22 protein-coding genes are annotated in these 24,016 nt (G+C 38.5%); 17 read left to right on the top strand and 5 right to left on the bottom strand.

What is annotated here, in order from left to right; genetic code table 11:
* The first annotated feature begins 18 nt into the window (after window positions 1-18).
* The 11 genes from ABH902_RS02180 to holA all read left to right on the top strand — a co-directional run bounded on the left by ABH902_RS02180 (window position 19) and on the right by holA (window position 12,365).
* Entirely contained in the window at window positions 19-3,447 is a 3,429-nt protein-coding gene (locus ABH902_RS02180) for a pyruvate carboxylase (RefSeq protein ID WP_404588884.1), read from the top strand.
* Between the two features lie 19 nt (window positions 3,448-3,466).
* On the top strand, window positions 3,467-4,594 hold the full coding sequence (locus tag ABH902_RS02175; RefSeq protein ID WP_404588883.1) for a CAP-associated domain-containing protein: 1,128 nt from the start codon (window positions 3,467-3,469) through the stop codon (window positions 4,592-4,594).
* Window positions 4,591-5,019, top strand: a complete 429-nt coding sequence (locus ABH902_RS02170; protein WP_404588882.1) for a YlbF family regulator — start codon at window positions 4,591-4,593, stop codon at window positions 5,017-5,019. Before ABH902_RS02175 ends, ABH902_RS02170 begins: the two co-directional genes overlap by 4 nt.
* The gene (locus tag ABH902_RS02165) at window positions 5,009-5,356 is read left to right on the top strand and encodes a YlbG family protein (RefSeq protein ID WP_404588881.1); all 348 of its coding nucleotides are present in this window, start codon (window positions 5,009-5,011) and stop codon (window positions 5,354-5,356) included. Before ABH902_RS02170 ends, ABH902_RS02165 begins: the two co-directional genes overlap by 11 nt.
* A 101-nt stretch (window positions 5,357-5,457) precedes the next feature.
* Window positions 5,458-6,003, top strand: coding sequence for a 16S rRNA (guanine(966)-N(2))-methyltransferase RsmD (gene rsmD / locus ABH902_RS02160; protein ID WP_404588880.1), 546 nt, complete (start codon window positions 5,458-5,460; stop codon window positions 6,001-6,003).
* Window positions 6,004-6,013: 10 nt separating this feature from the next.
* On the top strand, window positions 6,014-6,517 hold the full coding sequence (gene coaD, locus ABH902_RS02155; RefSeq protein ID WP_404588879.1) for a pantetheine-phosphate adenylyltransferase: 504 nt from the start codon (window positions 6,014-6,016) through the stop codon (window positions 6,515-6,517).
* Window positions 6,507-7,559: a SepM family pheromone-processing serine protease gene (locus ABH902_RS02150; protein ID WP_404588878.1), complete on the top strand. Its 1,053-nt coding sequence runs from the start codon at window positions 6,507-6,509 to the stop codon at window positions 7,557-7,559. The genes coaD and ABH902_RS02150 overlap by 11 nt, the downstream gene beginning before the upstream one ends.
* Window positions 7,560-7,728: 169 nt before the next feature.
* Window positions 7,729-8,343, top strand: a complete 615-nt coding sequence (locus ABH902_RS02145) for a helix-hairpin-helix domain-containing protein (protein WP_404588877.1) — start codon at window positions 7,729-7,731, stop codon at window positions 8,341-8,343.
* Window positions 8,344-8,478: 135 nt separating this feature from the next.
* Window positions 8,479-8,979 carry a ComE operon protein 2 gene (locus ABH902_RS02140; protein WP_404588876.1) on the top strand — a complete coding sequence of 167 codons (501 nt, stop codon included), beginning with the start codon at window positions 8,479-8,481 and terminating at the stop codon, window positions 8,977-8,979.
* Window positions 8,957-11,284, top strand: a complete 2,328-nt coding sequence (locus tag ABH902_RS02135) for a DNA internalization-related competence protein ComEC/Rec2 (protein WP_404588875.1) — start codon at window positions 8,957-8,959, stop codon at window positions 11,282-11,284. The genes ABH902_RS02140 and ABH902_RS02135 overlap by 23 nt, the downstream gene beginning before the upstream one ends.
* A gap of 49 nt (window positions 11,285-11,333) precedes the next feature.
* Window positions 11,334-12,365, top strand: a complete 1,032-nt coding sequence (holA, locus tag ABH902_RS02130) for a DNA polymerase III subunit delta (protein WP_404588874.1) — start codon at window positions 11,334-11,336, stop codon at window positions 12,363-12,365.
* A gap of 91 nt (window positions 12,366-12,456) precedes the next feature.
* Here the strand turns inward: holA and rpsT are convergent, their stop codons facing one another.
* Window positions 12,457-12,711, bottom strand: coding sequence for a 30S ribosomal protein S20 (rpsT, locus tag ABH902_RS02125; RefSeq protein WP_404588873.1), 255 nt, complete (start codon window positions 12,709-12,711; stop codon window positions 12,457-12,459).
* Between the two features lie 278 nt (window positions 12,712-12,989).
* Between rpsT and ABH902_RS02120 the strand changes: the two genes are divergently transcribed.
* The gene (locus ABH902_RS02120; protein ID WP_404588932.1) at window positions 12,990-13,967 is read left to right on the top strand and encodes an anion permease; all 978 of its coding nucleotides are present in this window, start codon (window positions 12,990-12,992) and stop codon (window positions 13,965-13,967) included.
* A 51-nt stretch (window positions 13,968-14,018) separates the two neighbouring features.
* The gene (locus ABH902_RS02115) at window positions 14,019-14,642 is read left to right on the top strand and encodes a DUF47 domain-containing protein (protein WP_404588872.1); all 624 of its coding nucleotides are present in this window, start codon (window positions 14,019-14,021) and stop codon (window positions 14,640-14,642) included.
* An 84-nt stretch (window positions 14,643-14,726) separates the two neighbouring features.
* Here ABH902_RS02115 and ABH902_RS02110 read toward each other — a convergent pair whose 3' ends face one another.
* The gene (locus ABH902_RS02110) at window positions 14,727-16,640 is read right to left on the bottom strand and encodes a heavy metal translocating P-type ATPase (RefSeq protein WP_404588931.1); all 1,914 of its coding nucleotides are present in this window, start codon (window positions 16,638-16,640) and stop codon (window positions 14,727-14,729) included.
* 207 nt (window positions 16,641-16,847) lie between these two features.
* Complete coding sequence (locus ABH902_RS02105; protein ID WP_404588871.1) at window positions 16,848-17,678, bottom strand: undecaprenyl-diphosphate phosphatase; 831 nt, start codon at window positions 17,676-17,678, stop codon at window positions 16,848-16,850.
* A gap of 180 nt (window positions 17,679-17,858) precedes the next feature.
* Between ABH902_RS02105 and ABH902_RS02100 the strand changes: the two genes are divergently transcribed.
* Window positions 17,859-18,350, top strand: coding sequence for a PTS glucose transporter subunit IIA (locus ABH902_RS02100; RefSeq protein ID WP_404588870.1), 492 nt, complete (start codon window positions 17,859-17,861; stop codon window positions 18,348-18,350).
* An 82-nt stretch (window positions 18,351-18,432) separates the two neighbouring features.
* Here the strand turns inward: ABH902_RS02100 and ABH902_RS02095 are convergent, their stop codons facing one another.
* Complete coding sequence (locus ABH902_RS02095; RefSeq protein ID WP_404588869.1) at window positions 18,433-19,128, bottom strand: histidine phosphatase family protein; 696 nt, start codon at window positions 19,126-19,128, stop codon at window positions 18,433-18,435.
* A gap of 28 nt (window positions 19,129-19,156) precedes the next feature.
* Window positions 19,157-19,783, bottom strand: coding sequence for an MBL fold metallo-hydrolase (locus ABH902_RS02090; RefSeq protein ID WP_404588868.1), 627 nt, complete (start codon window positions 19,781-19,783; stop codon window positions 19,157-19,159).
* A 306-nt stretch (window positions 19,784-20,089) separates the two neighbouring features.
* Between ABH902_RS02090 and guaD the strand changes: the two genes are divergently transcribed.
* The 3 genes from guaD (at window position 20,090) to guaC (ending at window position 23,995) form a co-directional block, all read left to right on the top strand.
* Window positions 20,090-21,463 (top strand): guanine deaminase, encoded by a 1,374-nt coding sequence (gene guaD / locus ABH902_RS02085; RefSeq protein ID WP_404588930.1) that lies wholly within the window; start codon window positions 20,090-20,092, stop codon window positions 21,461-21,463.
* Window positions 21,464-21,469: 6 nt separating this feature from the next.
* Window positions 21,470-22,837, top strand: coding sequence for a uracil-xanthine permease family protein (locus ABH902_RS02080; RefSeq protein ID WP_404588867.1), 1,368 nt, complete (start codon window positions 21,470-21,472; stop codon window positions 22,835-22,837).
* A gap of 180 nt (window positions 22,838-23,017) precedes the next feature.
* Complete coding sequence (gene guaC, locus ABH902_RS02075; RefSeq protein WP_404588866.1) at window positions 23,018-23,995, top strand: GMP reductase; 978 nt, start codon at window positions 23,018-23,020, stop codon at window positions 23,993-23,995.
* Window positions 23,996-24,016: the final 21 nt, after the last annotated feature.

Here is a 24,016-nt window from a genome sequence, read left to right as displayed (position 1 = left end):
GTAGGTAGGAGTGAAGGTATGAAAAAAGTTTTAGTAGCAAATCGCGGCGAGATCGCGATTCGAATTTTTAGAGCATGCACAGAGATGCACATCGGGACTGTGGCAATCTATGCAGCTGAAGACGAATACTCTGTCCATCGTTTTAAAGCAGATGAAGCGTATTTGGTCGGTAAAGGCAAAAAACCGATTGAAGCGTATTTAGATGTGGAAGATATTATTCGTATCGCTAAAAAAGCTGGGGCTGATGCAATTCATCCTGGCTATGGTTTTTTATCAGAAAATTTAGCCTTTGCACGTCGATGTGAAGAAGAAGGCTTGATTTTTGTAGGACCATCTTTGCACCATTTAGATATTTTTGGCGATAAAATTAAAGCTAAAGAGGCAGCTCAGGCCGCTGGGATTGCTTCTATACCAGGATCAAATGGACCAGTTGACAGTGTAGAAGAAGTGGTGAGTTTTGGTCAAACGCACGGTTTTCCAATTATGATTAAAGCTGCTCTAGGCGGCGGCGGTCGCGGAATGCGTGTCGCACATGATGAAAAAGAAGCAAAAGAAGGTTATGAAAGAGCAAAAAGCGAAGCGAAGGCAGCGTTTGGCTCTGATGAAGTCTATGTAGAAAAATATATTTCTAATCCAAAACATATTGAAGTGCAAATCTTAGGAGACAAACATGGAAATGTCATTCATCTTTTTGAACGTGACTGTTCTGTACAGCGGCGCCATCAAAAGGTGGTGGAAGTAGCGCCATGTGTTTCTATGAATGAAGCACAGCGTAAAGAAATCTGTGAAGCAGCTGTTCAATTAATGAAGCATGTAAACTATGTGAATGCTGGCACAGTCGAATTTTTGGTTGAAGGAGAGCATTTTTATTTCATCGAAGTGAATCCTCGTGTTCAAGTAGAACATACGATTACGGAAATGATTACAGACATTGATATCGTCGTTTCACAGCTGCAAATTGCTCAAGGAATGGATTTACATAAAGATATGAAAATTCCTCATCAAGAAGCGATTACCTTAAATGGAGCAGCTATTCAATGTCGGATTACCACAGAAGATCCGTTAAATAACTTCATGCCGGATACCGGTAAAATTGATACTTATCGTTCACCAGGTGGTTTCGGTGTCCGCTTGGATGTTGGTAATGCATATTCTGGAGCAGTGGTTACCCCATATTTTGACTCATTATTAGTAAAAGTATGTACACATGGTTTTACCTTTGAAAAAGCGATCCAAAAAATGGAGCGCTGTTTACGTGAATTTAGAATTCGCGGCGTGAAGACCAATATTCCATTTTTACACAAAGTAATTGGTCATCCTGAATTCCAATCAGGTGAAGCGAAAACAACGTTTATTGACAACACTCCTAAATTGTTTGAGTTTCCGCGATTAAGAGATCGCGGAAATAAAACAATGAAGTATATTGGTGAAGTAACCGTTAATGGATTCCCAGGAATTGAAAAAACAACGAAGCGTTATTTTGATGCGCCGAGAATTCCGACTGATTTACAGCTTCGTGAAGATTACGTAACGGCTAAAAATGTGTTGGATGCTAAAGGTGCTGCAGGTGTTGTTGACTGGATTAAACAACAGGAAAACGTGTTGTTGACAGATACAACTTTCCGTGATGCGCATCAAAGCTTGTTGGCTACTCGAGTTCGTACACAGGATTTCAAAGAAATTGCCCGCTTAACCGGCGAAGCCTTGCCTGAACTTTTCTCTAGCGAAATGTGGGGCGGTGCAACGTTTGATGTGGCTTACCGTTTCTTAAATGAAGATCCATGGCAAAGACTTAGAAAAATCCGCAAATTAATGCCGAATACTTTATTACAAATGCTTTTTAGAGGCTCCAATGCTGTCGGTTATCAAAATTATCCAGATAATGTCATTGAAGAATTCATTAAAGAATCTGCACGTCAGGGAATTGATGTCTTTCGAATTTTTGATAGCTTAAATTGGCTGCCGCAAATGGAGAAAAGTATTCAAACAGTACGTGATACAGGAAAAATTGCAGAAGCAGCTATTTGTTATACGGGCGACATTAATGATCCATCCAGAGCCAAATATAACGTTGACTATTATAAAAATATGGCAAAAGAGCTTGAACAAATGGGTGCGCATATCATTGCTATCAAAGATATGGCCGGTTTGCTTAAACCTCAAGCAGCTTATCGCTTAATTAGTGAATTAAAAGCAACTACAGATCTGCCGATTCATTTGCATACACATGATACAAGCGGCAATGGTATTATCACTTATTCTGCTGCGACAAAGGCCGGCGTAGATATTGTTGACGTTGCTACAAGCGCAATGAGCGGAGCAACAAGTCAGCCAAGCATGAGCAGTTTGTATTACGCGTTGGTAAATGGCGAACGGACACCTGACATTAATATTGACAACATGCAGCAGATTAATCATTATTGGGAAGATGTACGGATGTATTATCAGCCTTTTGAAAATGGGTTGAATGCGCCACAAACAGAAGTTTACATGCATGAAATGCCGGGCGGACAGTATTCCAATTTGCAGCAGCAGGCTAAAGCAGTTGGTTTAGGTCATAAATGGGATGAAATCAAAAAAGTATATCATACTGTTAACTTGATGTTTGGCGATATTGTAAAAGTGACGCCCTCTTCAAAAGTGGTGGGTGACATGGCTTTATTTATGGTGCAAAACAATCTAACCGAGCAGGACGTTTATGATAAAGGGGAAGAATTAAGCTTTCCAGAATCTGTGGTAACCTTTTTCCAAGGCGATTTAGGTCAACCTGTTGGCGGATTTCCTAAGGAGCTTCAACGGATTATCTTGAAAGGTCGCCCAGCCTTCACTGAACGTCCGGGAAGTCTTGCTGCACCTGTCAAATTTGATAAGGTGAAAGCAGAATTAGCGGAAAAAATTGGTTATGAACCAAAATTAGAAGAAGTTTTAAGCTATTTGATGTATCCTCAGGTTTTCTTAGATTATCGAACATCTTATCAGAACTTCGGCGATGTTACTTTACTGGATACGCCAACCTTTTTCCAAGGGATTCGTCAAGGCGAGTCTGTAGAAGTTCAAATTGAAAAAGGAAAAACGTTGATTATTCGCTTGGATGAAATCGGTGATCCTGATATTGAGGGGAATAGAGTCTTGTTCTTTAATTTGAACGGTCAGCGTCGGGAAATCGTTATTAAAGATGTATCTATTAAATCCGCTGTTCAAACAAAACGGAAAGCTGAACCAACAAATAAAGAACAAATCGGTGCAACGATGTCCGGTTCTGTTTTACAAGTGCTGGTTAAAAAGGGCGATAAAGTCAAAAAAGGTGATGCCTTGCTGGTCACTGAAGCAATGAAGATGGAAACGAGCATTGAAGCCCGCTACGACGGTATTGTAGATCATATCTACGTCGTTGAAGGGGAAAGTATCAGCTCTGGCGATTTATTAATTGAAGTGAAAGAAAATTAGATGAAAAGTGGGGAAAAGGATGAAACGATTTTTAGCTTTTTTAGGCATTCTCTCGATAGTCCTAACTATTGGATATCTAGAACCAGTCTTTTTCCCCGCTGAAAAATCTAAACAAGCGGTGGACGAACCTAAACCGCTTAACACTCATACTGCCTTGCCTTATGAGGAGCTTAAGGCTACAGGATTTGCTTCTTATATTGGAACAAATTCCAATGACTTTATAGCTGTTTTTGGCGAGCCAAAAGAAAAGATAAAAACAAATATGAATTATGAACTATGGTTATTTGGTAAAAAAGATCAGGATTACATAGAGGTTAATGTTAAAGATGAAAAGATCGCAGCAATCAAAGCCTTTGGAAATTCTCAAAAGATGGCCCCTTTTTCACTTGGAATGAATTTGTCCGATGTTTCGGAATTAATGACGATTTATTCTAATTTTAGTTTTACATATAAGGAAAATAACTATAACATAGAGCTAATGGAAGAGGATATGAATTATCGACCATTAGTTGCTTTCGACAACAAAACGTTTGCCATTCTTTTTTTTAGTCAGGGAAATAGTAAGCTGAGTGCAGTGACCTATTTGGATAAAGAGACATTGCTAACACTGATGCCTTATGAATTAGTTGAAGGGCAGCCACTACCGATCATTGAAACTGACAATGTGAATAGCTTTGATGGGGTAAAAAGTAATCAGACACTGCAGATCATTAATTTATTAAGAGTTAGAGAAGGCTTATCTGTTTATGGAATGACAACTGAAGATCAGAAAACTGCGCAAAAGCTTTACGAGACTTTAACTAAAAAGCAAAAAAATATTTTAGCGATAGAAAGAATTGAGAATTGGCAATTTAGCAAAGAAGAAGCAAATGCGGCAGCTGCTTTTACGTTGACCAATGATGAATTCCAAAAGCTCTTAAAAAATGGTCAGGTTGATGCTAAGAAAGCAACAGGAATGTATACAGAGCCTGTTTATGATCCTACGTTCACTGTTTTATCGTGGTTTTCAGATTCATTGTATCATTCACGCTTTGGGCATGATGAAAAAGAGAACATAGGCGTTGCGTTTTCTAAAGCAAATATGTTAGTCTTAATACAGGAAAATGAGAAAGAAATAGCTCACACAGAGGAAAGTGAAGAGAAATGATTGTAACAGAAGAACTCTTTAAGATAGAAGATCAGACAGAACGCTTGATTCAAGCCATTTTGGATAGTGAAGAAATGGCAACATATCAAGCGAATCGTGATAGAATGTACCGCTCTCAAGAGGTGAAGGAAAAGCAAAAGGCCTTCCTAGATGCCAAAGAAGCTTTTGAACGGATCGAAGCCTACGGCAGTCATGCGCCGGATTTCAGAACAAAGCAGCGGACACTGCGTCAAGCAAAACGTGCGTTGGACATGAGCGAGGAAGTTGCTGAATTTCGAGTATCGGAAACGGCTGTGCAAACCATCTTGGATTTGATAGGAAGTGCGGTCGCTAAAAATGTTTCAGAAGATATAAAAGTAGATGCAGGAAATCCGTTCTTTGAGAAGGGAAATCATGGGTGCGGAGGTAGTTGCCATGCAGGATAAAGAAGAAAAAGAATTTACGCTTCAAAAGCGGCGTTGTCTAGTTGTTTGGGTGTATAGTCTAAAGCAGTTGAAAACATTAAAACGATACGGGTTTATTCAATATGTTTCCAGACGAATGAAATATGTCGTTTTGTATATGAATGAAGAAGCGATCGAACAGGCGGAAGAGAAGATTAACAGCCTGCATTTTGTCCGCAGAGTAGAACGTTCTTATCGTCCGGATGTTGAAATGAATTTTGCCGAAAAGATTGGGACAAAAGCGGCTTATCAACAAGAAGATGAAGGCTTTAACGTAGAAGAATTGAATACACAGATTCGCTTAGCTGAAAATGTGTAATTTTAAGATGAAAAGTGTGACGATTTTCAAACATTTTTCATCTTTTTTCTGTATAATTTTAGATGGGTTATGTAGAATGTTTTAGAGAGGAATGTAGGTTAATGCGGGTAATTTCTGGAGAATATAGAGGACGTCGTCTGAAATCCTTGGATAGCGATCAGACGCGGCCAACGACAGATAAAGTCAAAGAGTCTATTTTTAATATTATCGGTCCTTATTTTGAAGGTGGACAAGTATTGGATTTATATGCGGGCAGTGCTGGTTTGGCGATTGAAGCTGTTTCAAGAGGAATGGACAAAGCTTTTTGTATTGAAAAGAATTTTGCTGCGATTAAAGTGATAAAAGAAAATATTGCCATCACAAAAGAACCAGAAAAATTTGTTATAAAAAAGATGGATGCAGATAAAGCACTTGAATTTTTAAGTGCTGAACAAGAAAAATTTGATCTAGTATTGCTTGATCCGCCATATGCTAAACAGAAGATTCAAGCGCAGATCGAACAAATGCAGAGGTACCAATTGTTGAATGATGATGTAACTATTGTGTGTGAAACAGATAAATCTGTTCAAATGCCGGAAACAATCGGTTCATTGCAAAAGCAACGAGAAGCAATTTATGGTATTACTCAAATAACAATTTATCAATAGGAGGCAAGAAATGGAAAAGATTGCTCTTTTTCCAGGCAGCTTTGATCCGCTGACAAATGGACATTTAAATTTAATTGAACGAAGTTCACAGCTTTTTGATAAAGTGATTGTGGGCGTTTTCGTTAATACAAGTAAACGTTCTTTATTTACTCTTGAAGAAAAATTACAGCTTGTTACTGAGGCCACGAAGCATTTGAAAAATATAGAAGTGATTGCACAAGCGAGCCAGCTCACAGTTGACAGTGCAGCGGAATTGAATGCTCGCTTTCTAATTCGCGGGATTCGTAATGTAAAAGATTATGAATATGAAAGAGATATTGCTATAATGAATCATCATTTGTCCGCTGACTTAGAAACGGTTTTTTTATTGGCGGATGAAGCCTATGGTCATATCAGTTCCAGCTTATTAAAAGAAGTGCTGAAATTTGGTGGAGACGTGACCGCCTATTTACCAGAAAATGTCTGTAAGGCACTAAATCAAAAGAATCGTGAGATGACGCAAAATGAACAATGAAGAAGAAAAGCTTTCACTTAAAGTAATCCTGCCCTTTGTCGTAGTGGTCCTTTTCATTATTGCTATGATTTTTCCTATTCCATATTATATTGAAGGTCCGGGAACGACGGAGAATTTAAAAGAGTTTGTAACAGTGAATAATAAAAAAGATTCCGAATCAGGTGCTTTTTATTTAACCACCGTTAGTGTGCGCAAAGCTACCCTATTTTCTGCAGCTAAAGCTAAATTCTCTTCCTTTGAAGAATTGATTAGTAAAAAGGATTTGATGGGAAATAGCACTAGTGAAGAGTACGATCGTATTCAGCAATATTACATGGATTCATCTAAAAATGCTGCAATTGAACAAGCGCTGAAGCTGGCGGATGTTCAGTATACGATGAAATTTAAAGGTGTTTATGTTTTATCTATTGAGGAAAACTCTAACTTTAAAGATAGTATATCTGTTGGCGACACTGTTACGGGCATTGATGGAAAAACATTTAAAAGTAGTCAAGAATTCGTTGACTATGTGAAGAAACAAAAAGTAGGCCAAACAGTAAAGGTTAGTTATCTGCAGGATGGTAAGTCCAAAGAAGCAGAAGGAAATTTAATTAAGCTGCCAACGGATAAAAAAGCTGGTATTGGCATTGGTTTGACCGATCATACTGAGATCGATTCTTCTGTTCCTGTTGAAATAGATGCCGGAGATATTGGTGGTCCATCCGCCGGGTTGATGTTCACATTGGAAACGTATGAACAATTAGTCCAAAAGGATATTCGTAAAGGGCATAAAATAGCCGGTACAGGAACCATGAATGCTGATGGAATTGTTGGAAGGATTGGCGGGATTGATAAAAAAATTGTCACAGCCAGTCAAAATGGCGTAGAGATCTTTTTTGCTCCAGATGATGAAATTACCGATGAAATGAAAAAAGCTGAACCAACGATTAAGTCCAATTATCAGGAAGCAAAAGCGGCTGCTGAGAAAATCGGCACCAAAATGAAAATTATTCCAGTTAAAACGGTTCAGGATGCGTTGGATTATCTTGATAAATTAAACTAATAACAAAGGTAGAGATCAAAGAGTCTGACTTTTGGTTCCCGTTTATTTGTAAATAGAGAACGAGGCAAAACTGTTTTTAGTTTTGCCTCGTCTTTTTATAACTGAAAAAGTTCATATTTTTAAAAGAAACACATTAAATTTGCGTATTCTTATTGTGAGGAGGGAAAAAATGGACTATCGGACATTGATACAAAAGTACTGGCGACAGTTAGCCTTAGGGGGAGCAGGTATAGTCATTTGCCTTATTATACTTTTTTTCTTTATCCAGCAAAAAAAGTCTGATCCGTTGGAGCAGGTGGCTCAAAGTCAAGAATTTACTGAAGAGTCTCCACAGCTCTCTCAATCGCAGGATCAACGTATTTTTCTGGATATCAAAGGTGCTGTAAGACAGCCGGGAATGTATGAAGGAAAAGAAAACATGCGTGTTTGGGATGCAGTGATACTGGCTGGCGGCTTCAGTGAAGAAGCAGATACCAAGCAAGTAAATTTTTCAAAACGCGTAACAGATCAAATGGTGATTTATATCCCTAAACAGGGAGAACAGGTGGCAGCCTTAGAAGATACGCTACAGCAATCGAGCGAGGGAGAGTCGAGCAAAGTTAATCTAAATCAAGCAACCGAAGCACAATTACAGGAGCTGTCGGGAGTTGGTCAGAAAAAAGCGCAGGAGATCATTCGTTATCGGGAAGAAAATGGCGGGTTTAAAACCATAGATGAATTGAAAAATATCTCTGGCTTTGGCGATAAAACTTTTGAAAAATTAAAAGATAATCTCAGCATATAAAAAAGCAGCAGACCCAATATAGCACTTGACGAGTGCAATACTTTAAATTACGATTGTATCACCCAAATACAGTATACACATCAGCAAAAATAGCTTAAAATTAAGAATAAATAATAGAAGATAAGGAGAACTATAATGACTTTTGAACGAATTCCTTGGGATCAGTATTTTATGGCTCAAAGTGTTTTATTGTCTTTGAGAAGCACTTGTACACGTCTGGAGGTTGGCGCGACTGTTGTAAGAGACAAACGCATCATTGCCGGCGGCTACAATGGCTCTGTCAGCGGAGATGTTCATTGTATTGATGATGGCTGCTACGTGGTTGACGGTCATTGTGTACGGACTATTCACGCTGAAATGAATGCGATTTTGCAGTGTGCTAAATTTGGCATTCCTACAGAAGGTGCTGAAATTTATGTCACTCATTTTCCTTGTTTACAATGCACAAAAATGATTTTGCAGGCAGGAATTAAAAAAATACATTATTTAAAAGATTATCGTAATGATGAGTATGCACTTGACTTGATTAAAAGAGCGGGTGCAACAGTTGATCAGGTGGTTTTATCGAAAAAATATTTTGCTGAATTACAATTAGGAGAAGATATCGCTTCCCTTGAAGCTCAAAGCGATCAATAATTACTGGATTTTTCCGGTGATTGCCGCATTGGGAACTGCTCAGCTTATCTTAAAACCCGGCTTGCTGGTAGGCAGTTTAGTTTTATTCATAGGCTTTCGGATTGCTTGTACTGGAATTAAGCCGCTAATGATTATCAGCGGTACTAGTATCTTGATAATGGCTTTACTGTGCTTGATACAAATCAAAAAAGAAATTGAACCTCGTTTCCATGAAGAACGAAAGACTTCTGGCCTACTGACTATTTTGCCAGACCAAGTTAAAATTGACGGCGACCAGCTGCAAGTAGAAGGTGATTTTTATCAATCTGTTTCTCAAAAGCAAAAGGTCCAGGCTTTTTATCATTTTTCTTCTCAAGCTGAACAACAGCATTGGCAAAATTTAAATGGATTGATTCAAGTTCAGATATCAGGAACATTGGAGTTGCCGCTTGGGCAAACAAATAAGCATGGGTTTGATTATCGCCAATTTTTAAAAGAAAAAGGCATTCATCAAACACTAACAATTGAAGTCATGGAAAATCCAATGACTAAAATGCCGCACTTTTATCAAGTTACTCAGTGGTTAAGCTTATTTAGAAAAAAAGCCTTAGCTTATTGCGAGACTATCTTTTTACCTGAAACAGCTATTTATTTAAAAGCTTTGGTTTTTGGCTATAAAGCAAATGATTATGCACAAAAAGCAGATTTGCTTGCAAATTTGGGTATTGTCCATTTGTTTAGTTTGTCAGGAATGCATGTGGCGTTTTTTATTGGTTGTTTTCGTTATATTTGTTTAAGATGCAAGCTGACAATTGAGCAGCTGTTTTGGCTACAGCTGATTGCTTCATTTATATATGCTGGAATGACCGGCTTTTCAGTGAGCGTTGTTCGTGCTTTAGTATACAGCATGATTCGTTTGGCAAATAGTCAGTACAAATGGAAATTATCTGGGTTGGATTGTTGGGCACTGACCTTACTTTTAGGGCTAGTGCTGAATCCCTATTTATTATTTTCTATAGGTGGACAATTAAGTTATGGTCTGTCTTTTCTTATCCTTTATGTTCAGCCGATTATAGCTAAAATTCATCCGCGACACTTGCAAATGCTATGTTTTTCTTTTCTATTGAATCTCGTGATTTTGCCGTTGATTGGTTTAAATTTTTTTGAATGGCAGGTTTTAGGGAGTCTTTTTACTTTTTTATTAATGCCTATTTTCGAGCGTTTTGTTTTGCCACTATTGAGTTTTAGTCTGATTTGCTCATTGATTTATCCCTGGCAAGTAATGATTGTAGGACTTGAAGCTTATTTTAATATTCAGCAGCAGCTATTTGAATGGCTAAATCAACATGGAACTTTTACTATAGTCACTGGGAAATTTTCTGCGGGTGTGTTCTTGTTGGCAGGTGGCTGTGTTTTTTTACTGCTGCATTATTTGAATCGAGGGTCTAAAAAGTTTTGGTTCTTTTTTGCCGGTTTATTTTTGCTTATCAACAATAAATTTTTTAATCCTATCGGTACACTTGCTTTTATTGATGTTGGACAAGGAGACAGCATTTTTATTCAAGCACCGTTTCATCGGGAAAATATTTTGATTGATACAGGTGGCAAGATTAGCTTTGAAAAAGAAGCCTGGGCGCAAAAAATCAATAGTAAGTCCAATGCTGAAACTTCCGTTATTCCGTATTTAAAAAGTCAAGGAGTCAAATATTTAGATAAGGTGTTTATTAGTCATGGAGATGCGGATCATTGTGGTGATTTGGGCATGATTAATCAAAAGATACCAATTCGGCGGCTTTATTACCCAGAAGGAACTGAACACAAGCCGATGTTTGCTAGTTTACTGTACGAACTTCAGCAATCAGGTACAGTCTGTTTTCCGGTTTTGGGTGGTAAAACAATTAATGGAGAAATCCCGTTGCAGTTGCTGGCGCCGCTTAAGCCAGGTGTTGGAGCAAATGAAGATTCTATGGTTATTTATGCCCGAGTTGCGAACAAACGCTGCTTATTTACTGGAGATTTAGAAAAAGCGGGTGAACTAGAGCTGATACGAACGTATCCTTCTTTGCAGGTAGAATTATTAAAAGCTGGTCATCACGGTAGCCAAACCTCAACTGAACCGCTTTTTATTAAACAAATTAAACCAGTGGAAGCAATTATTTCCTGCGGTAGAAACAATCGTTTTAAGCATCCGCATCAAATAACCTTACAAAATCTAGAAGAAGCCCAAACAACCATTTTACGTACTGATAGGCAGGGGATGATTTATTATGAATGGTCCTTTTTTAAAAGAATGTCCAATCCCGAAACAGTCATTAAAGAGCACTAGCATTTCCAGAAAAGTCATGATAGGATGAAAGGGAGAAACGAGGGGAATTATGAATTTACAAGAAGCGCTAAAGCAAGTGAGACAACAAAATTTTTCTTCAGTATATTTAATTCAAGGAACTGAAAATTATTTAGCTGAATTATTTAAATCAGAATTAATGAAACAGCTAATACAAACAGAAGATGATCAATTCAATTATTCTTCTTTTGATATGGAGGAAGTGCCATTATCTTTAGCGATAGAAGAAGCGGAAACCATTCCATTTTTTGGCGATCATCGTCTCGTTTTTATAGAGCATCCCTATTTTTTAACAGCAGAAAGAAAAAACAATGGCATTGAACATGATATTAATGGCTTATTAAGCTATTTAGATCAGCCTTCTCCAACTACGATTCTTGTTGTTATTGCGGCATTTGAAAAGCTGGATGAACGGAAAAAAATAACCAAAGCTTTAAAAAAATCTGCTACAGTAATCGACATTAATCCGATGGGAGAAAAGGAGGTCCGCCAATATATTGAACAAACCATTCAATCAGAAGGCTATGAGATCCGCCCGGATGCTTTTCAGCAGCTGCTGTATTTGACCGATTTAAATTTGTCAAAGATCATGGGCGAGCTGCAAAAGCTGTATTTATATGCAGCGCAAGAAAAAGTAATCACACTGGATGCGGTAAAGGAATTAGTTCCTAAGTCACTAGAGCATAATGTATTTGACTTAACAAATGATGTGTTGTCTGGAAATAGCGAAAAAGCTATGCAGCTTTATGAAGATTTAATTCTTCAAGGAGAAGAAACCATTAAATTGAACGCCATATTGCTGAATCAAATCCGTCTTTTTCTACAAACCAAAATCTTGGCTAAGTTGGGCTATCAACAGGCGAATATCGCAGAAACGCTAAAAATTCATCCTTATCGCGTAAAACTAGCTTTGCAGCAAGTCCGTCGCTTTGAATTAGAGCGTTTGGAGATAATCTATGATGAGCTTGTAGAAAATGATTATAAAATGAAAACAGGTAGAATGAACAAAGAATTATTGTTTGAACTATTCATTCTTAAACTGTCCGGTGAAATGGTTCGTTAAGTAAATAAGTAAAAGCTGAAACGTCGGAAGTGACCGTTTCAGCTTTTTTGATAAAAAAAGAAGCTAACTAAGTGTTAACTTCTAGCGGTTATTATTTTGCTACTAATTTGCTTAAGCGAGATTTGTCGCGGTTCGCTTTGTTTTTATGGATTAATCCTTTTGATTCAGCCATATCAACAGCTTTAACAGCTTCTTTATATAACGCATCTACATTGTCAGCACCAGCTGCTACAGCATCTTCAAATTTTTTGATAGCTGTACGCATCGCGTTAGTTTGAGATGAATTTTTAGCATTCGCATTAGCGTTTGTACGTACACGTTTAATTGCAGATTCAATATTTGGCATTTCTTTCACCTCCGATAAAATAAGGTCTTACACAGGAAAGTCCATATGTAATTCAACACTAATCATTATACCTAATCCATTCTTTCATTGCAATAAAAGATGACAAGTTTTTTTCCTTAACAGGAAAATTGTTGTTTAATTGCCAGAAAACGCTGAATAATTTTTATTTTAGCAGGATAATCAATACTTTTAGTGAAAAATATGCTATTATAACAATGAAAAAATGAAATGGTGGTGTCAATGTGAATATTGCTTTGATTGTAACTGTGACTTTGGTAATGGGTGTTATTTTTGTTAATGGGTGGACGGATGCGCCGAACGCAATTGCAACCGCTGTCTCTACACGTGTACTGAAACCGAATGTTGCGATTTGGATGGCTGTTGTAATGAATTTTCTGGGTGCGTTGGTGATGACTTATTTTAATGCGCAGGTTGCGGAAACAATTAGCAACATTGTGAGCTTTGATGCTCAAGGGAATGCTTCGCAAGTGGCATTAGCGGCATCGTTGTTTTCAATCGTTGTTTGGTCAGTAGCTGCGTGGTATTTTGGGATACCTACAAGCGAAAGTCATGCATTAATTGCGGGCTTAACGGGCTCTGCAATGGCTTTAGGCGGAATTGGTGCGGTTAATGGCGCTGAATGGCTAAAGGTCTTGATCGGCCTTGTTGTCTCAACTGTGTTGGGCTTTGGTGGTGGTTTTCTGGTTACGAAATTAATTGTAATCCTTTTCAAGGGAGTACCAAGAAGAAAAGCAAATAAAATTTTTACCTATGGACAAGCTTTTGGAGCTGGTGCGAATGCTTTTTTACATGGCGCACAAGATGGTCAGAAGTTCATGGGTGTTTTTATGCTGGGACTTTTTTATAATAACCTGGCGGAAAAGACTGGCTCAGGCTTTGTTATTCCTCTTTGGGTTATGGTCTTGTGTTCGTTAACGATGGGGATTGGAACGTCTGTCGGAGGTATGCGAATTATCAAATCGGTCGGCATGGATATGGTCAAGCTTGAGCGTTATCAGGGCTTTGCAGCGGATTTGAGTACCGCGATTTGTTTGTTTGCTGCTTCTGTCTTTGGAATTCCCGTTTCAACTACGCACACGAAAACGACCGCAATTATGGGTGTAGGAGCTTCAAGACGTGTGTCCAGTGTTGACTGGCGTATTGTAAAGGAAATGCTGATCGCTTGGATTTTAACTTTTCCGGGTTGCGGTGTGATTGCATTTATTATGGCGAAATTATTCGTTACTATATTTTGACGATTTTATATAGAAGTATTGATTTGACTTGTAGGAAAAGGAGAGAGTGTAGTGGCAAGAAAAAAACAATTTGATTATTTTGGTGCGTTAGAACATTTAGCAAAAAATGCCCATCAAGCAGCGGAACTATTAGAAATGCTCACAGTTGACTATTCTTTAGAAACCTTAGAGGATCAGGCAAAACAAATTCATCAGCTGGAGCATGAAGCGGATGCAATTGTAAGAAGTATTTTAAGTGAGCTGTATGTTTCTTTTATTACCCCAATTGATCGAGAAGATATAGTAGAAATTACCGAGCGTCTGGACGATGTGCTGGATACAATTAACAGCATTGCTTATCTACTAGGCAGCTTGGTTGTGACGGAATTAAATGAAAATGTCCTTGTTTTTATTACTTATGCAGTAGAAGCGACGGCAGGTGTTCTGACAGCAACGAAAGAATTTGCTAAGTTTAAAAATTCTAAAACATTGCATGCCATGATTGATGAAGTCAGTGCAATTGAAGGTAAAGCAGATAAATTATATAGTGATTCGCTAAAAGAGCTGTTTACTGTAGAGCAAAACCCGATAGAAGTCATCAAATGGAAAAATGTATACGATAAGCTGGAAGAGTTGTTAAATGCAAGTGAAGCGGTCGTTGATGTTATTAGCGGCTTAGTTATAAAAAATAGTTAATTGATTGCAGTAGCTTAAAGCAGCGTTGAACAACTGAGAAGCAAAAAGCCCAAGACATAGATTCAATTGTCTCGGGCTTTTAGTCTATTTTGACAGGCTTAATTTTTGTTGTTGAAATTTCGGGGGCTGTTCAGATTTATCTAAGGAAATCGTTTGTAGCAGGCGTAAGCCATTTAAAATGACTAAAATCGTGCTGCCTTCATGACCAATAACACCAAACGGAAGTGAGATGAACTGGAAAAAATTAGATAGGATTAACAATAGGATTACCGCAACAGAGAAACAAATATTTTGTGTGACAATTCTTTTCAGTTTTTTAGACAGCAGATAACTCATTTGTAGTTTTTTCAAGTCATTTTGCATAAGGACCATATCAGCTACATCCATTGCAATAGCGGTTCCGCCACCCATCGCCACGCCAATTGCAGCATTCGCTAAAGCGGGTGCATCGTTGATCCCGTCACCAACCATAGCGTTGATGCCATACGTTTCTTTTTGTTTTAAAATCAATGCAGTTTTTTCTTCAGGTAAACAGTTGGCGTAAATTTCATCAATTTCCAGTTCCTTAGCGACCGCCAACGCAGTCTTTTTGTGATCGCCGGTCATCATTGTTGTATGAATGCCTTCCTTTTTGAAGAAATGAAGAACTTGCTTTGCTTCTGGTTTGGGAACATCCAGCAGACCAAAATAAGCAATAACTTCTTCGTTTTTATACAAATAGATCACCGTTTTACCTTCTTCGTGAAGGCTGTTGGTCCTAGCAAGTATTTGTTTGTCAAAGACTGTGTTTTCATTAAAAACACCCTTACCAATCTGCCAATGATCGCCGTCTTTATCAGCGGCCATGCCAAAGCCGATAATATTTTTTACGTCAAGTTGTTCATAAATCATCGTATACTGATCTTCAAAGCGATTCATCAAGGCTTGAGCCAGCGGATGTGTTGATTGGCGTTCCATCGTCACAAGCATGTTAACAGCTTCATCAGATTCAGCTAAAAAGACAGCATCGGTGACGATAGGCATTCCTTGCGTTAGAGTACCAGTTTTGTCAAAGGAAATCGCCTTTAAAGCAGCTAAATTTTCTAGATAAATTCCGCCTTTAAATAGTACACCGTTTCTGGCGCCGTTTGAAATAGCGGCTAAGGTAGCAGGTGTTGCTGAGGCAACCAAAGCACACGGAGAGGCAACGACAAGCAATACCATTCCGCGATAAAAGCTTTCAGCCCAAGTCCAGCCTAAAAATAAATAGGGAATAAAAATCATTAATGGAACAGCAAGCAAAACAATTTTGACATAAATATTTTCGATTTTTTCAATAAAGCTAGCGGTTTTTGAAGGTGTATTCTGTGCTTCATCAACTAAACGAATAATTTTGGAAAATAAACTATCATCGCTGGTTTTAGTGACAGTCATAGTCAGTGCTTCTCCCAGATTCAGTGTGCCGCCAAATAATTCATCGTTCTGACCTTTTTCAACCGGTATTGATTCTCCAGTGATTGCTGATTCATCGATAGAAGAAGCCGTACTAATCAGAATGCCGTCAATAGGAATGCTAGCTCCTTTTGGAACCAAAACAGTATCACCGATCTGCAGCTCACTTACCGCTGTTTCAATGGCTTTGCCGGACTGGTTAACTAAAAGAGCGGTTTTTGGCTGCAAGTTCATTAAACTAGAAATTTCTTTTTTACTCTTATTCGTTGCGTATTCCTCTAGTGCACCGCTTAAACAAAAGATAAAAGTCAGCATAGCGCCTTCAAACCAATGACCGATAATACAAGCACCAATTGCTGCCAATGCCATTAGTAAGTCAACATTCAAGTGCTTGTTTTGGATCGTATCCAACAGACCTTCTTTCGTTTGCTTATAACCGCCGAAGAAAATAGCCAGCAGATAACTAATAAATGCATATGGATTGTTTGTTTTTTCTAAAATAAACCCCAAAATCATCAATAATAAACACAAGATCGTTGCAAGCATTGCTTTTTTCTCTTGGGAAATTTTCATTGTTATCACTCCTCATTAAGAGCATAACATAACGTGCATGTAATTGATAATGAAAATACCTAAATGAGAATGAAAGTGATTATCATTTAGGTTTTTAGTTTATATAACAGTGTTTTATGTTTGTTTTAAATATATTAATTCTAAATAGTAATGAAAATCATTATCAATTGAAATAACAAAAAAAGACCAAAATGGTCTTTTTTATGAGAATAACCAGTAACTAATCAACAATACTCCTAAGACGACTCGATACCAGCCAAATACAGTAAAATCATTGCGTTTAAGATAATTCAACAAGAACTTGATAACGATGATGGAAACAATAAACGCGACAATGCACCCTACTAATAAAATGAATGTTTCGTCGAAAGTAAACGAATTTCCTTTCATAATAAACTTGCCGATTTTCAAGAAACTAGCACCGAACATAGTCGGAATTCCCAAGAAAAACGAAAATTCAGTTGCGACAAAACGCGAAGCACCGATAAGAATGGCACCAAGAATAGTTGCACCGGATCGAGAAGTTCCCGGAATCAGTGACAAAACTTGGAAAAAACCGACAATTGCAGCTGCCTTGTAGGTAAAGTCATTTAAGTTCGAACATTTTGGCTCGCAGTTGCGGTTGTGTTTTTCAATGATGATAAAGGCCACCCCATAGATTATCAGCATTAGTGAAACAGTGAAGAAATTATGGAACTTAGCTTCCAGCCAGTCGTCTAAGGGAAGACCAATAACGACTGAAGGAGCAACCGCTACAATTACTTTGGCCCATAAGGATAAAGTTTCTTTCTTTTCTGTTGAATTTTTACGCGGCGAGAAGGGGTTCAGCTTATGGAAATAAAGCACAACAACCGCCATTATAGCACCCAATTGAATAACTACGTTAAACATCTCCATAAAATCTTTACTTAGATTCATTTTGATAAATTCATCGACCAAAATTAAATGGCCGGTACTGCTGATCGGCAACCACTCAGTTATTCCTTCAATAATACCTAGGATAATAGCTTTCCATAAATTTGAGAGAAGCATAAATTCAATCCTTTCTTGCTTAAAATGATAAATCACTTTACAGTATACCTTTTCACATCAGAAAAGCCAACTATCAATAAAAAACAATTAAGAAAAATTAGAATCCGCCTTCGGAATTGTTGAAATTCTTATGAAAGTTTTCTATACTTAATCTATTGATTATGGATGGAGGCAAAAGAGATGTTCGGCTTTTTAAAAAAGAAAGAATCAGCAACGCTAGATGAATCATTATATGCAGCGGTCAGTGGGAATTTAGTGCCGATCAGTGAAGTAAAAGATCCTGTCTTTTCACAAAAAATGATGGGCGATGGTTTTGCGATCATTCCTGATTCAGGGGAAATTTATGCGCCAATTAAAGGAGAGGTTATGAGTGTCTTTCAAACGAAGCATGCAATTGGCTTGAAGATGACAAACGGCCTTGAAATCTTACTGCACATGGGAGTAGATACTGTTGAATTAAAGGGTGAGCCTTTTACTGTGAAAGTTAGCGATGGAGCAAAGGTCACGAATGAAACCATGGTAGCGGTGGTCGATTTAGAAGCAATTAAGGCAGCAGAAAAGGCAGATGACATCATTGTTGTTATCACGAATATGGATGCAGTAAAGCACTTTGAATTAACAAAAACAGGGCGCGTTTCAGCTGGTGAAGTAATCGGTAAAGCACAGGCATAGAAGCTAGGAACAACTAAAGAAGCAGCAAGAAGTGAATTTTCTTGCTGCTTCTTTAGTTGTTTTTAAGTTGTTTGAAAAGGACTTAGCTGGCTTGCTTTTTGCCTTCTTCAATGTAATGTGTGTCGTTAACCGTATCTATGGTGAACGTGCCATTTTCGTAAATTAATTTCGTTACGCTGCCGTTTTCCAAGCCAATTTGCATCGGTAAGGTATTATCAATTAAGGAAAGTAAGAAGGAAATAGTTAAACCATGCGAAACGATCATAACGTTGCCGCCGCCATTTTTTTCTGTTCGATGCGCAATGTCCTCAAAGCCGTTCCAAACACGTTCGCGAATTTTTTCATACGGCTCTGCCCAGTCAGCTGTATCCGCAGCAATAATTGCATCAGCCAAATCCTTATAGCTAATCCGATTTGTCATCATATCCTCATAATTTTTGAAGGCTAAAATTCTAGGAACGACGCCCCAAAGTTCACCATCGTAGCCGCCATCCAACGAACCGAAGCACCATTCACGAATACGACTGTCTGTTGCGTAAGGAATCTCAGAACCATGTTCGTGCTGCTGTAAAATAATACGTGCGGTTTGCATCGCGCGGCCGCTGTCACTTGAATAAGCTTCTTTAAAATCAATCGTTTTTAATCCTTGACCTAGATACTGAATTACTTGTTCTCCCTCTTTGGTCAGCGGTGTATCTGACCAGCCTTGGGTACGCCCGATCGTATTAAACATTGTTTTACCATGACGAATAATATAAAGTACGGTAGGTTTGTTCATGTTGCTGCCTCCTAATGATTGCCTTTTTCTAGTTAAAGAAAGGGTTGGTTTGTTTTTCATGACCAATGGTTGTTGCTTCGCCGTGACCCGAGTAGGCAGGAAATTCATCAGGCAAGGTAAATAAATAGGTTTGAATACTATCTAAAAGCTGTTCAAGATTTCCTGTGTGCAAATCTGTTCGACCGATACTTCCTCTAAATAAAGCATCTCCAGTAATGACGAAATCATCAAAAATAAAGCTTAAGCTGCCAATTGAATGACCAGGTGTTGGTACAACGGTAAAACGCATGCCGCCAAGCTCATAATCTTTCAATTCAAACTCTACATCTGCTGGCTGTACAATAATATCCGCAATATCGTCATGACGGCCTAAACCAGATAAGTTTAAGGTCGGATCAGACAGCCATTCTTGTTCTAATGGACTGACATAAACAGGAATGTTATAGAGGTGACGTAATTCTTCCACCGCGCCAATATGATCATAGTGGGTGTGGGTTAATAAAATAGCCGCCGGTGTTGTTCCTGTTTTTTCTATTAACGCTGCAATTTTTTCGGCATCAGCGCCCGGATCAATAATCAAGAGATGATCATCATTGTAAATTAAGTAACAATTTTCCTTGATAACACCCGTTTGAATTCGTTCGATTTTTAGCATAACGTTTGCCTCCTAAGTATGGATAGATCTGTATTAAGTATAACGCAAATTTTGTGATTAGCCAAAGGCAGCGACCCTTTTTTTAGGAATTGTTTGGCTATTAGGAAAGGCTTTTAGTGGGTTTTAATTTTGTTAGAGAAATTATGCGAAAAGAGAATTTTATTTATTCGAAAATGGTTAATGTTCGTTTTTTGTGCAAAAAGCAACGCTTTTTTTAAGGTTTTTATAGAAAAAGATAGAAAATAAACGAATTATTGTTTATACTATTTTTGTATTGTTATGAGAGGAGCGTTTCTTTTGTTTGACATGATTTTTAAAGGGACTGCTTTCAGCAGTCGCGATCACCAAAATATCGACATTCTTGAAGACCATTTATTTTGTATTTCGGCCAACGGGGTAATTGAACAGATTGTTGCACCGGAAGAGGCAGAATATAAAGAGCTTATCAATGAATATTCACGGCAGAATCGTTTGCAAGAATATGAAAAGGGGCAATATATTTTACCGGGATTTGTGGATTTGCATGTTCATGCTCCTCAGTGGGCGCAAGCTGGAACGGCCCTTGATTTGCCTTTATATGATTGGCTAAACACTTATACATTTCCATTGGAGGCCAAATTTTCAGATCTGACTTTTGCAGAAGAAGTGTACACGGACTTAGTTCGTGAATTGATTAAAAACGGAACAACCACAGCCTTGTATTTTGCCACTGTTCATCGCTCGGCCAGTCAAAAATTAGCCGAAATTTGTAGTACATTAGGCCAACGCGGCTTAGTTGGCAAGGTAGTAATGGATGCTCCTGATGAAAACCCGGATTATTATCGGGATGCTTCAGCACAGGAAGCTCTTGCAGAGACAGAGCTGTTTATTCAAGAGGTGCTCGCTTTAAACGAAAAAACGCCTCAAGGAGTTTATCCTGTTGTTACGCCACGGTTTATTCCAAGTTGCTCGGATGAAGCATTGACGGGCTTGGGAACTTTAGCGAAAAAATACGATGTGCATATTCAATCACATTGTAGTGAAAGTGATTGGGCGCATACGTTTGTCCAAGAGCGTTTCGGCAAAAATGATGCCTTTGCGCTGAATGACTTTGGTTTAATCACTGAAAAAGCCGTCATGGCACATTGCGGTTTTCTTTCTGAAGCCGACATGCAACTATTTGCTGAAAAAGGTACCGCAGTAGCACATTGCCCTATTTCTAATGCCTATTTCGGCAATGCGGTGACCCCCATGGCAAAACTATTACGAACTTACCAAGTAGAAGCGGGGCTAGGCAGTGATATTTCAGGCGGATTTTCACCAAGCTTGTTTGATAATATCAAACAAGCAGTCATGTCCTCAAGGATGCTGGAAGATGGTGTAGACAGTACCTGCTGCAGTGAACAACGGGGAACTCCAAACGCACGGATTACGATAAATGAAGCTTTTTATTTAGCAACTGCAGGCGGTGGTGATTCATTAAGTCTGCCGATCGGAAAAATAGCAGTCGGCTATGCTTGGGATGCTCAAATCATCGATGTACAGGCAACAACTGCTAAACTGCCAATTTTTTCTGAAACAGAAGCGCTCGTTGATATTTTTCAAAAAATACTTTACTTAGCTCAACCAGCCAATATCTGCGAAGTTTGGATTCAAGGGCGCAAGGTTCATCAAAATCGTACAAGAAAACTAGAGGTGTAGTGAAAAATGACAGAAAAAACAGTGAGAAATTCAAAATTAACCGTGGGACCAGAGGATGATTTATCCATCGGTCAATCCCTTTTGTTAGGTATTCAGCATGTGCTGGCGATGGATGTCTACGTAGTTCCTGTAATTATCGCTTCGATTATTGGTTTGAGTACAAATGAATCATCAGCTTTAATTCAATCGACATTTATTGCGGCGGGAATTGCGACAATTATCCAATCCTATTTTTGTATGAAGCTGCCAGTGGCACAAGGGCCCTCTTTTATTCCAATTGGTGCGGTTGCCGGTATTTATTTTGCCAATAATCAAAATGGTGATGGGTGGGCGACTGTTTTAGGTGCTAGTCTAATCGGTTCTTTACTGGTTATTCTATTAGGGATGACTGGTATTTTTAATCGTCTTATTAAAACCTTTGTGCCACCTATTGTGGGCGGTACCATCATCTTTGTTGTTGGTTTGTCGTTAATGCCGGTTGCATTGAGTGATAATGTTTTTAATGCTGGCGGCGATATTAGTCAAAATATTCTTCTGGCATTAATTGCGGCAGGAACTCTTATTTTATTTGCAATGATCGGTTCTCGTTTTCCGGGGAAAGGCCGTATTTTTAGAATTTCTTCTGTGATTTTAGCCTTAATTATTGGCTGTTTTGCTGCACACTTTATGGGCATTTTAGATCTTTCTCAGGTTTCAAAGGCGCAATTATTCAGTTTTCCTAAGTTGCCGTTTGCTGATTTACATTTCTCGTTTGATCTATCCTCTATCTTGACGATGGTGATTATTTATGTTGTCTTAATGGCAGAAACGACGGGAACTTGGTTTGCTGTCAGCAATGTTTGCGAAACGCCGTTAACCGATAAAAATATTAACCGCGGAGTGGTAGGAGAAGGAATCGGCTGCTTGATTGCTTCATTGCTTGGAGCAACTCCGGTTACTGGCTATTCGACAAATGCCGGTATTATTTCAATCACTGGCGTAGCCAGCAAGAAAGTTTTTGCAGCAGCAGGGGCCTGGTTTATTGTATTTGGATTATCTGGTAAGCTATCAACCTTAATTTCAGCTATTCCTGCTCCAGTCATTGGCGGAGTGTTTGTCATTGTCTGCGGGATCATTTCAATTAGCGGCATTAAAGTGATTAAAGAAGTGGAGATTAGCGAAAAAGAAATGTATGTGATTGCTGTACCGATGATTCTAACGTTGGCGTTAACCTTGATTCCGGATGAATTTATTCAGAGCTTACCACAATTTTTACAATATTTGTTCGGCTCTTCTGTAGCAACAGCTTCTATTGCAGCGATTTTGTTAAATTGTCTACTGCCTTCGGAACGAGTGGAGCCACAGGTTGAACCATCCGCGGTGACTGAATCATAATTAAGAAGAAATTTTCGATTCATTAAAATCATTAAAAAAATCTATTTTTCGTTATTTACTCTTTGACTTTCATTAAGAAATAGTGTAAATTAGCATAGGCGTTTGAGAACGCGAACGTTTTTTGCGTTAATGTTCGTGTTTTTACGTATTTTTGAGAGAATTTGCTAGGAGGCAAAAATAATGAAAGTTTTTGACTATGAAGACGTACAACTAATTCCGAATAAATGTATTGTTGACAGTCGTTCAGAATGTGCAACTGAGGTAGCATTAGGCAAACATACATTTAAGATGCCAGTCGTACCTGCCAACATGCAGACGATTATTGATGAAAACATTGCAGAATTTTTAGCAGAAAATGGCTATTTCTATATTATGCATCGCTTCGATGAAGAGGCTCGCATTCCTTTTATTGAAAAAATGAACAAGAAAAACCTAATTACTTCTATTAGTGTAGGGGTAAAAGAAGGCGAGTACCGTTTTGTGGAAGAATTGGCTGAGCGGCAACTAATTCCCGATTATGTAACCATTGATATCGCTCATGGACATTCAAATGCAGTGATTCAAATGATTCAGCATTTGAAAAAGCATTTACCGGAAACATTTGTAATTGCTGGAAATGTGGGCACTCCTGAAGCTGTTCGTGAACTTGAAAATGCTGGCGCAGACGCAACGAAAGTCGGCATTGGACCAGGCAAGGTTTGCATTACGAAAATTAAGACGGGCTTTGGAACAGGCGGCTGGCAATTAGCAGCATTACGCTGGTGCGCCAAGGCTGCCAGAAAACCGATTATTGCGGACGGTGGTATTCGCACACACGGCGACATTGCTAAATCTGTTCGTTTTGGTGCAACCATGGTTATGATCGGCTCCTTATTTGCCGGACACGAAGAATCACCGGGGGAAACAAAAGTTGAAAATGGCGTAGTCTACAAAGAATATTTCGGCAGTGCATCTGAATATCAAAAAGGCGAAAAGAAAAACGTCGAAGGGAAGAAAATCTGGTTGCCGCACAAAGGGAGCTTAGCGGATACCTTAGTCGAAATGCAACAGGATCTTCAATCTGCCATTTCCTATGCAGGCGGCCGTGATCTTGAAGCCATTCGTAAAGTGGATTATGTGATTGTAAAAAATTCCATTTTTAATGGAGACACAATTTAAATAGTAATAATTTCATTAAAA

The sequence above is a fragment of the Enterococcus sp. UD-01 genome, assembly GCF_044909655.1.
Classification (GTDB): domain Bacteria; phylum Bacillota; class Bacilli; order Lactobacillales; family Enterococcaceae; genus Enterococcus_L.
This window is presented reverse-complemented; position numbering and strand designations above follow the sequence as displayed.

Coding starts and splice junctions, on each gene's coding strand:
- ABH902_RS02180 (WP_404588884.1), top strand. CDS start 19: ATGAAAAAAGTTTTAGTAGCAAATCGCGGCGAGATCGCGATTCGAATT.
- ABH902_RS02165 (WP_404588881.1), top strand. CDS start 5,009: ATGCAGGATAAAGAAGAAAAAGAATTTACGCTTCAAAAGCGGCGTTGT.
- ABH902_RS02095 (WP_404588869.1), bottom strand. CDS start 19,128: ATGAACAAACCTACCGTACTTTATATTATTCGTCATGGTAAAACAATG.
- ABH902_RS02105 (WP_404588871.1), bottom strand. CDS start 17,678: ATGCTTCTCTCAAATTTATGGAAAGCTATTATCCTAGGTATTATTGAA.
- rpsT (WP_404588873.1), bottom strand. CDS start 12,711: ATGCCAAATATTGAATCTGCAATTAAACGTGTACGTACAAACGCTAAT.
- ABH902_RS02100 (WP_404588870.1), top strand. CDS start 17,859: ATGTTCGGCTTTTTAAAAAAGAAAGAATCAGCAACGCTAGATGAATCA.
- ABH902_RS02090 (WP_404588868.1), bottom strand. CDS start 19,783: ATGCTAAAAATCGAACGAATTCAAACGGGTGTTATCAAGGAAAATTGT.
- ABH902_RS02170 (WP_404588882.1), top strand. CDS start 4,591: ATGATTGTAACAGAAGAACTCTTTAAGATAGAAGATCAGACAGAACGC.
- ABH902_RS02175 (WP_404588883.1), top strand. CDS start 3,467: ATGAAACGATTTTTAGCTTTTTTAGGCATTCTCTCGATAGTCCTAACT.
- ABH902_RS02150 (WP_404588878.1), top strand. CDS start 6,507: ATGAACAATGAAGAAGAAAAGCTTTCACTTAAAGTAATCCTGCCCTTT.
- ABH902_RS02145 (WP_404588877.1), top strand. CDS start 7,729: ATGGACTATCGGACATTGATACAAAAGTACTGGCGACAGTTAGCCTTA.
- ABH902_RS02120 (WP_404588932.1), top strand. CDS start 12,990: ATGGGTGTTATTTTTGTTAATGGGTGGACGGATGCGCCGAACGCAATT.
- rsmD (WP_404588880.1), top strand. CDS start 5,458: ATGCGGGTAATTTCTGGAGAATATAGAGGACGTCGTCTGAAATCCTTG.
- coaD (WP_404588879.1), top strand. CDS start 6,014: ATGGAAAAGATTGCTCTTTTTCCAGGCAGCTTTGATCCGCTGACAAAT.
- ABH902_RS02140 (WP_404588876.1), top strand. CDS start 8,479: ATGACTTTTGAACGAATTCCTTGGGATCAGTATTTTATGGCTCAAAGT.
- holA (WP_404588874.1), top strand. CDS start 11,334: ATGAATTTACAAGAAGCGCTAAAGCAAGTGAGACAACAAAATTTTTCT.
- guaC (WP_404588866.1), top strand. CDS start 23,018: ATGAAAGTTTTTGACTATGAAGACGTACAACTAATTCCGAATAAATGT.
- ABH902_RS02080 (WP_404588867.1), top strand. CDS start 21,470: ATGACAGAAAAAACAGTGAGAAATTCAAAATTAACCGTGGGACCAGAG.
- guaD (WP_404588930.1), top strand. CDS start 20,090: ATGATTTTTAAAGGGACTGCTTTCAGCAGTCGCGATCACCAAAATATC.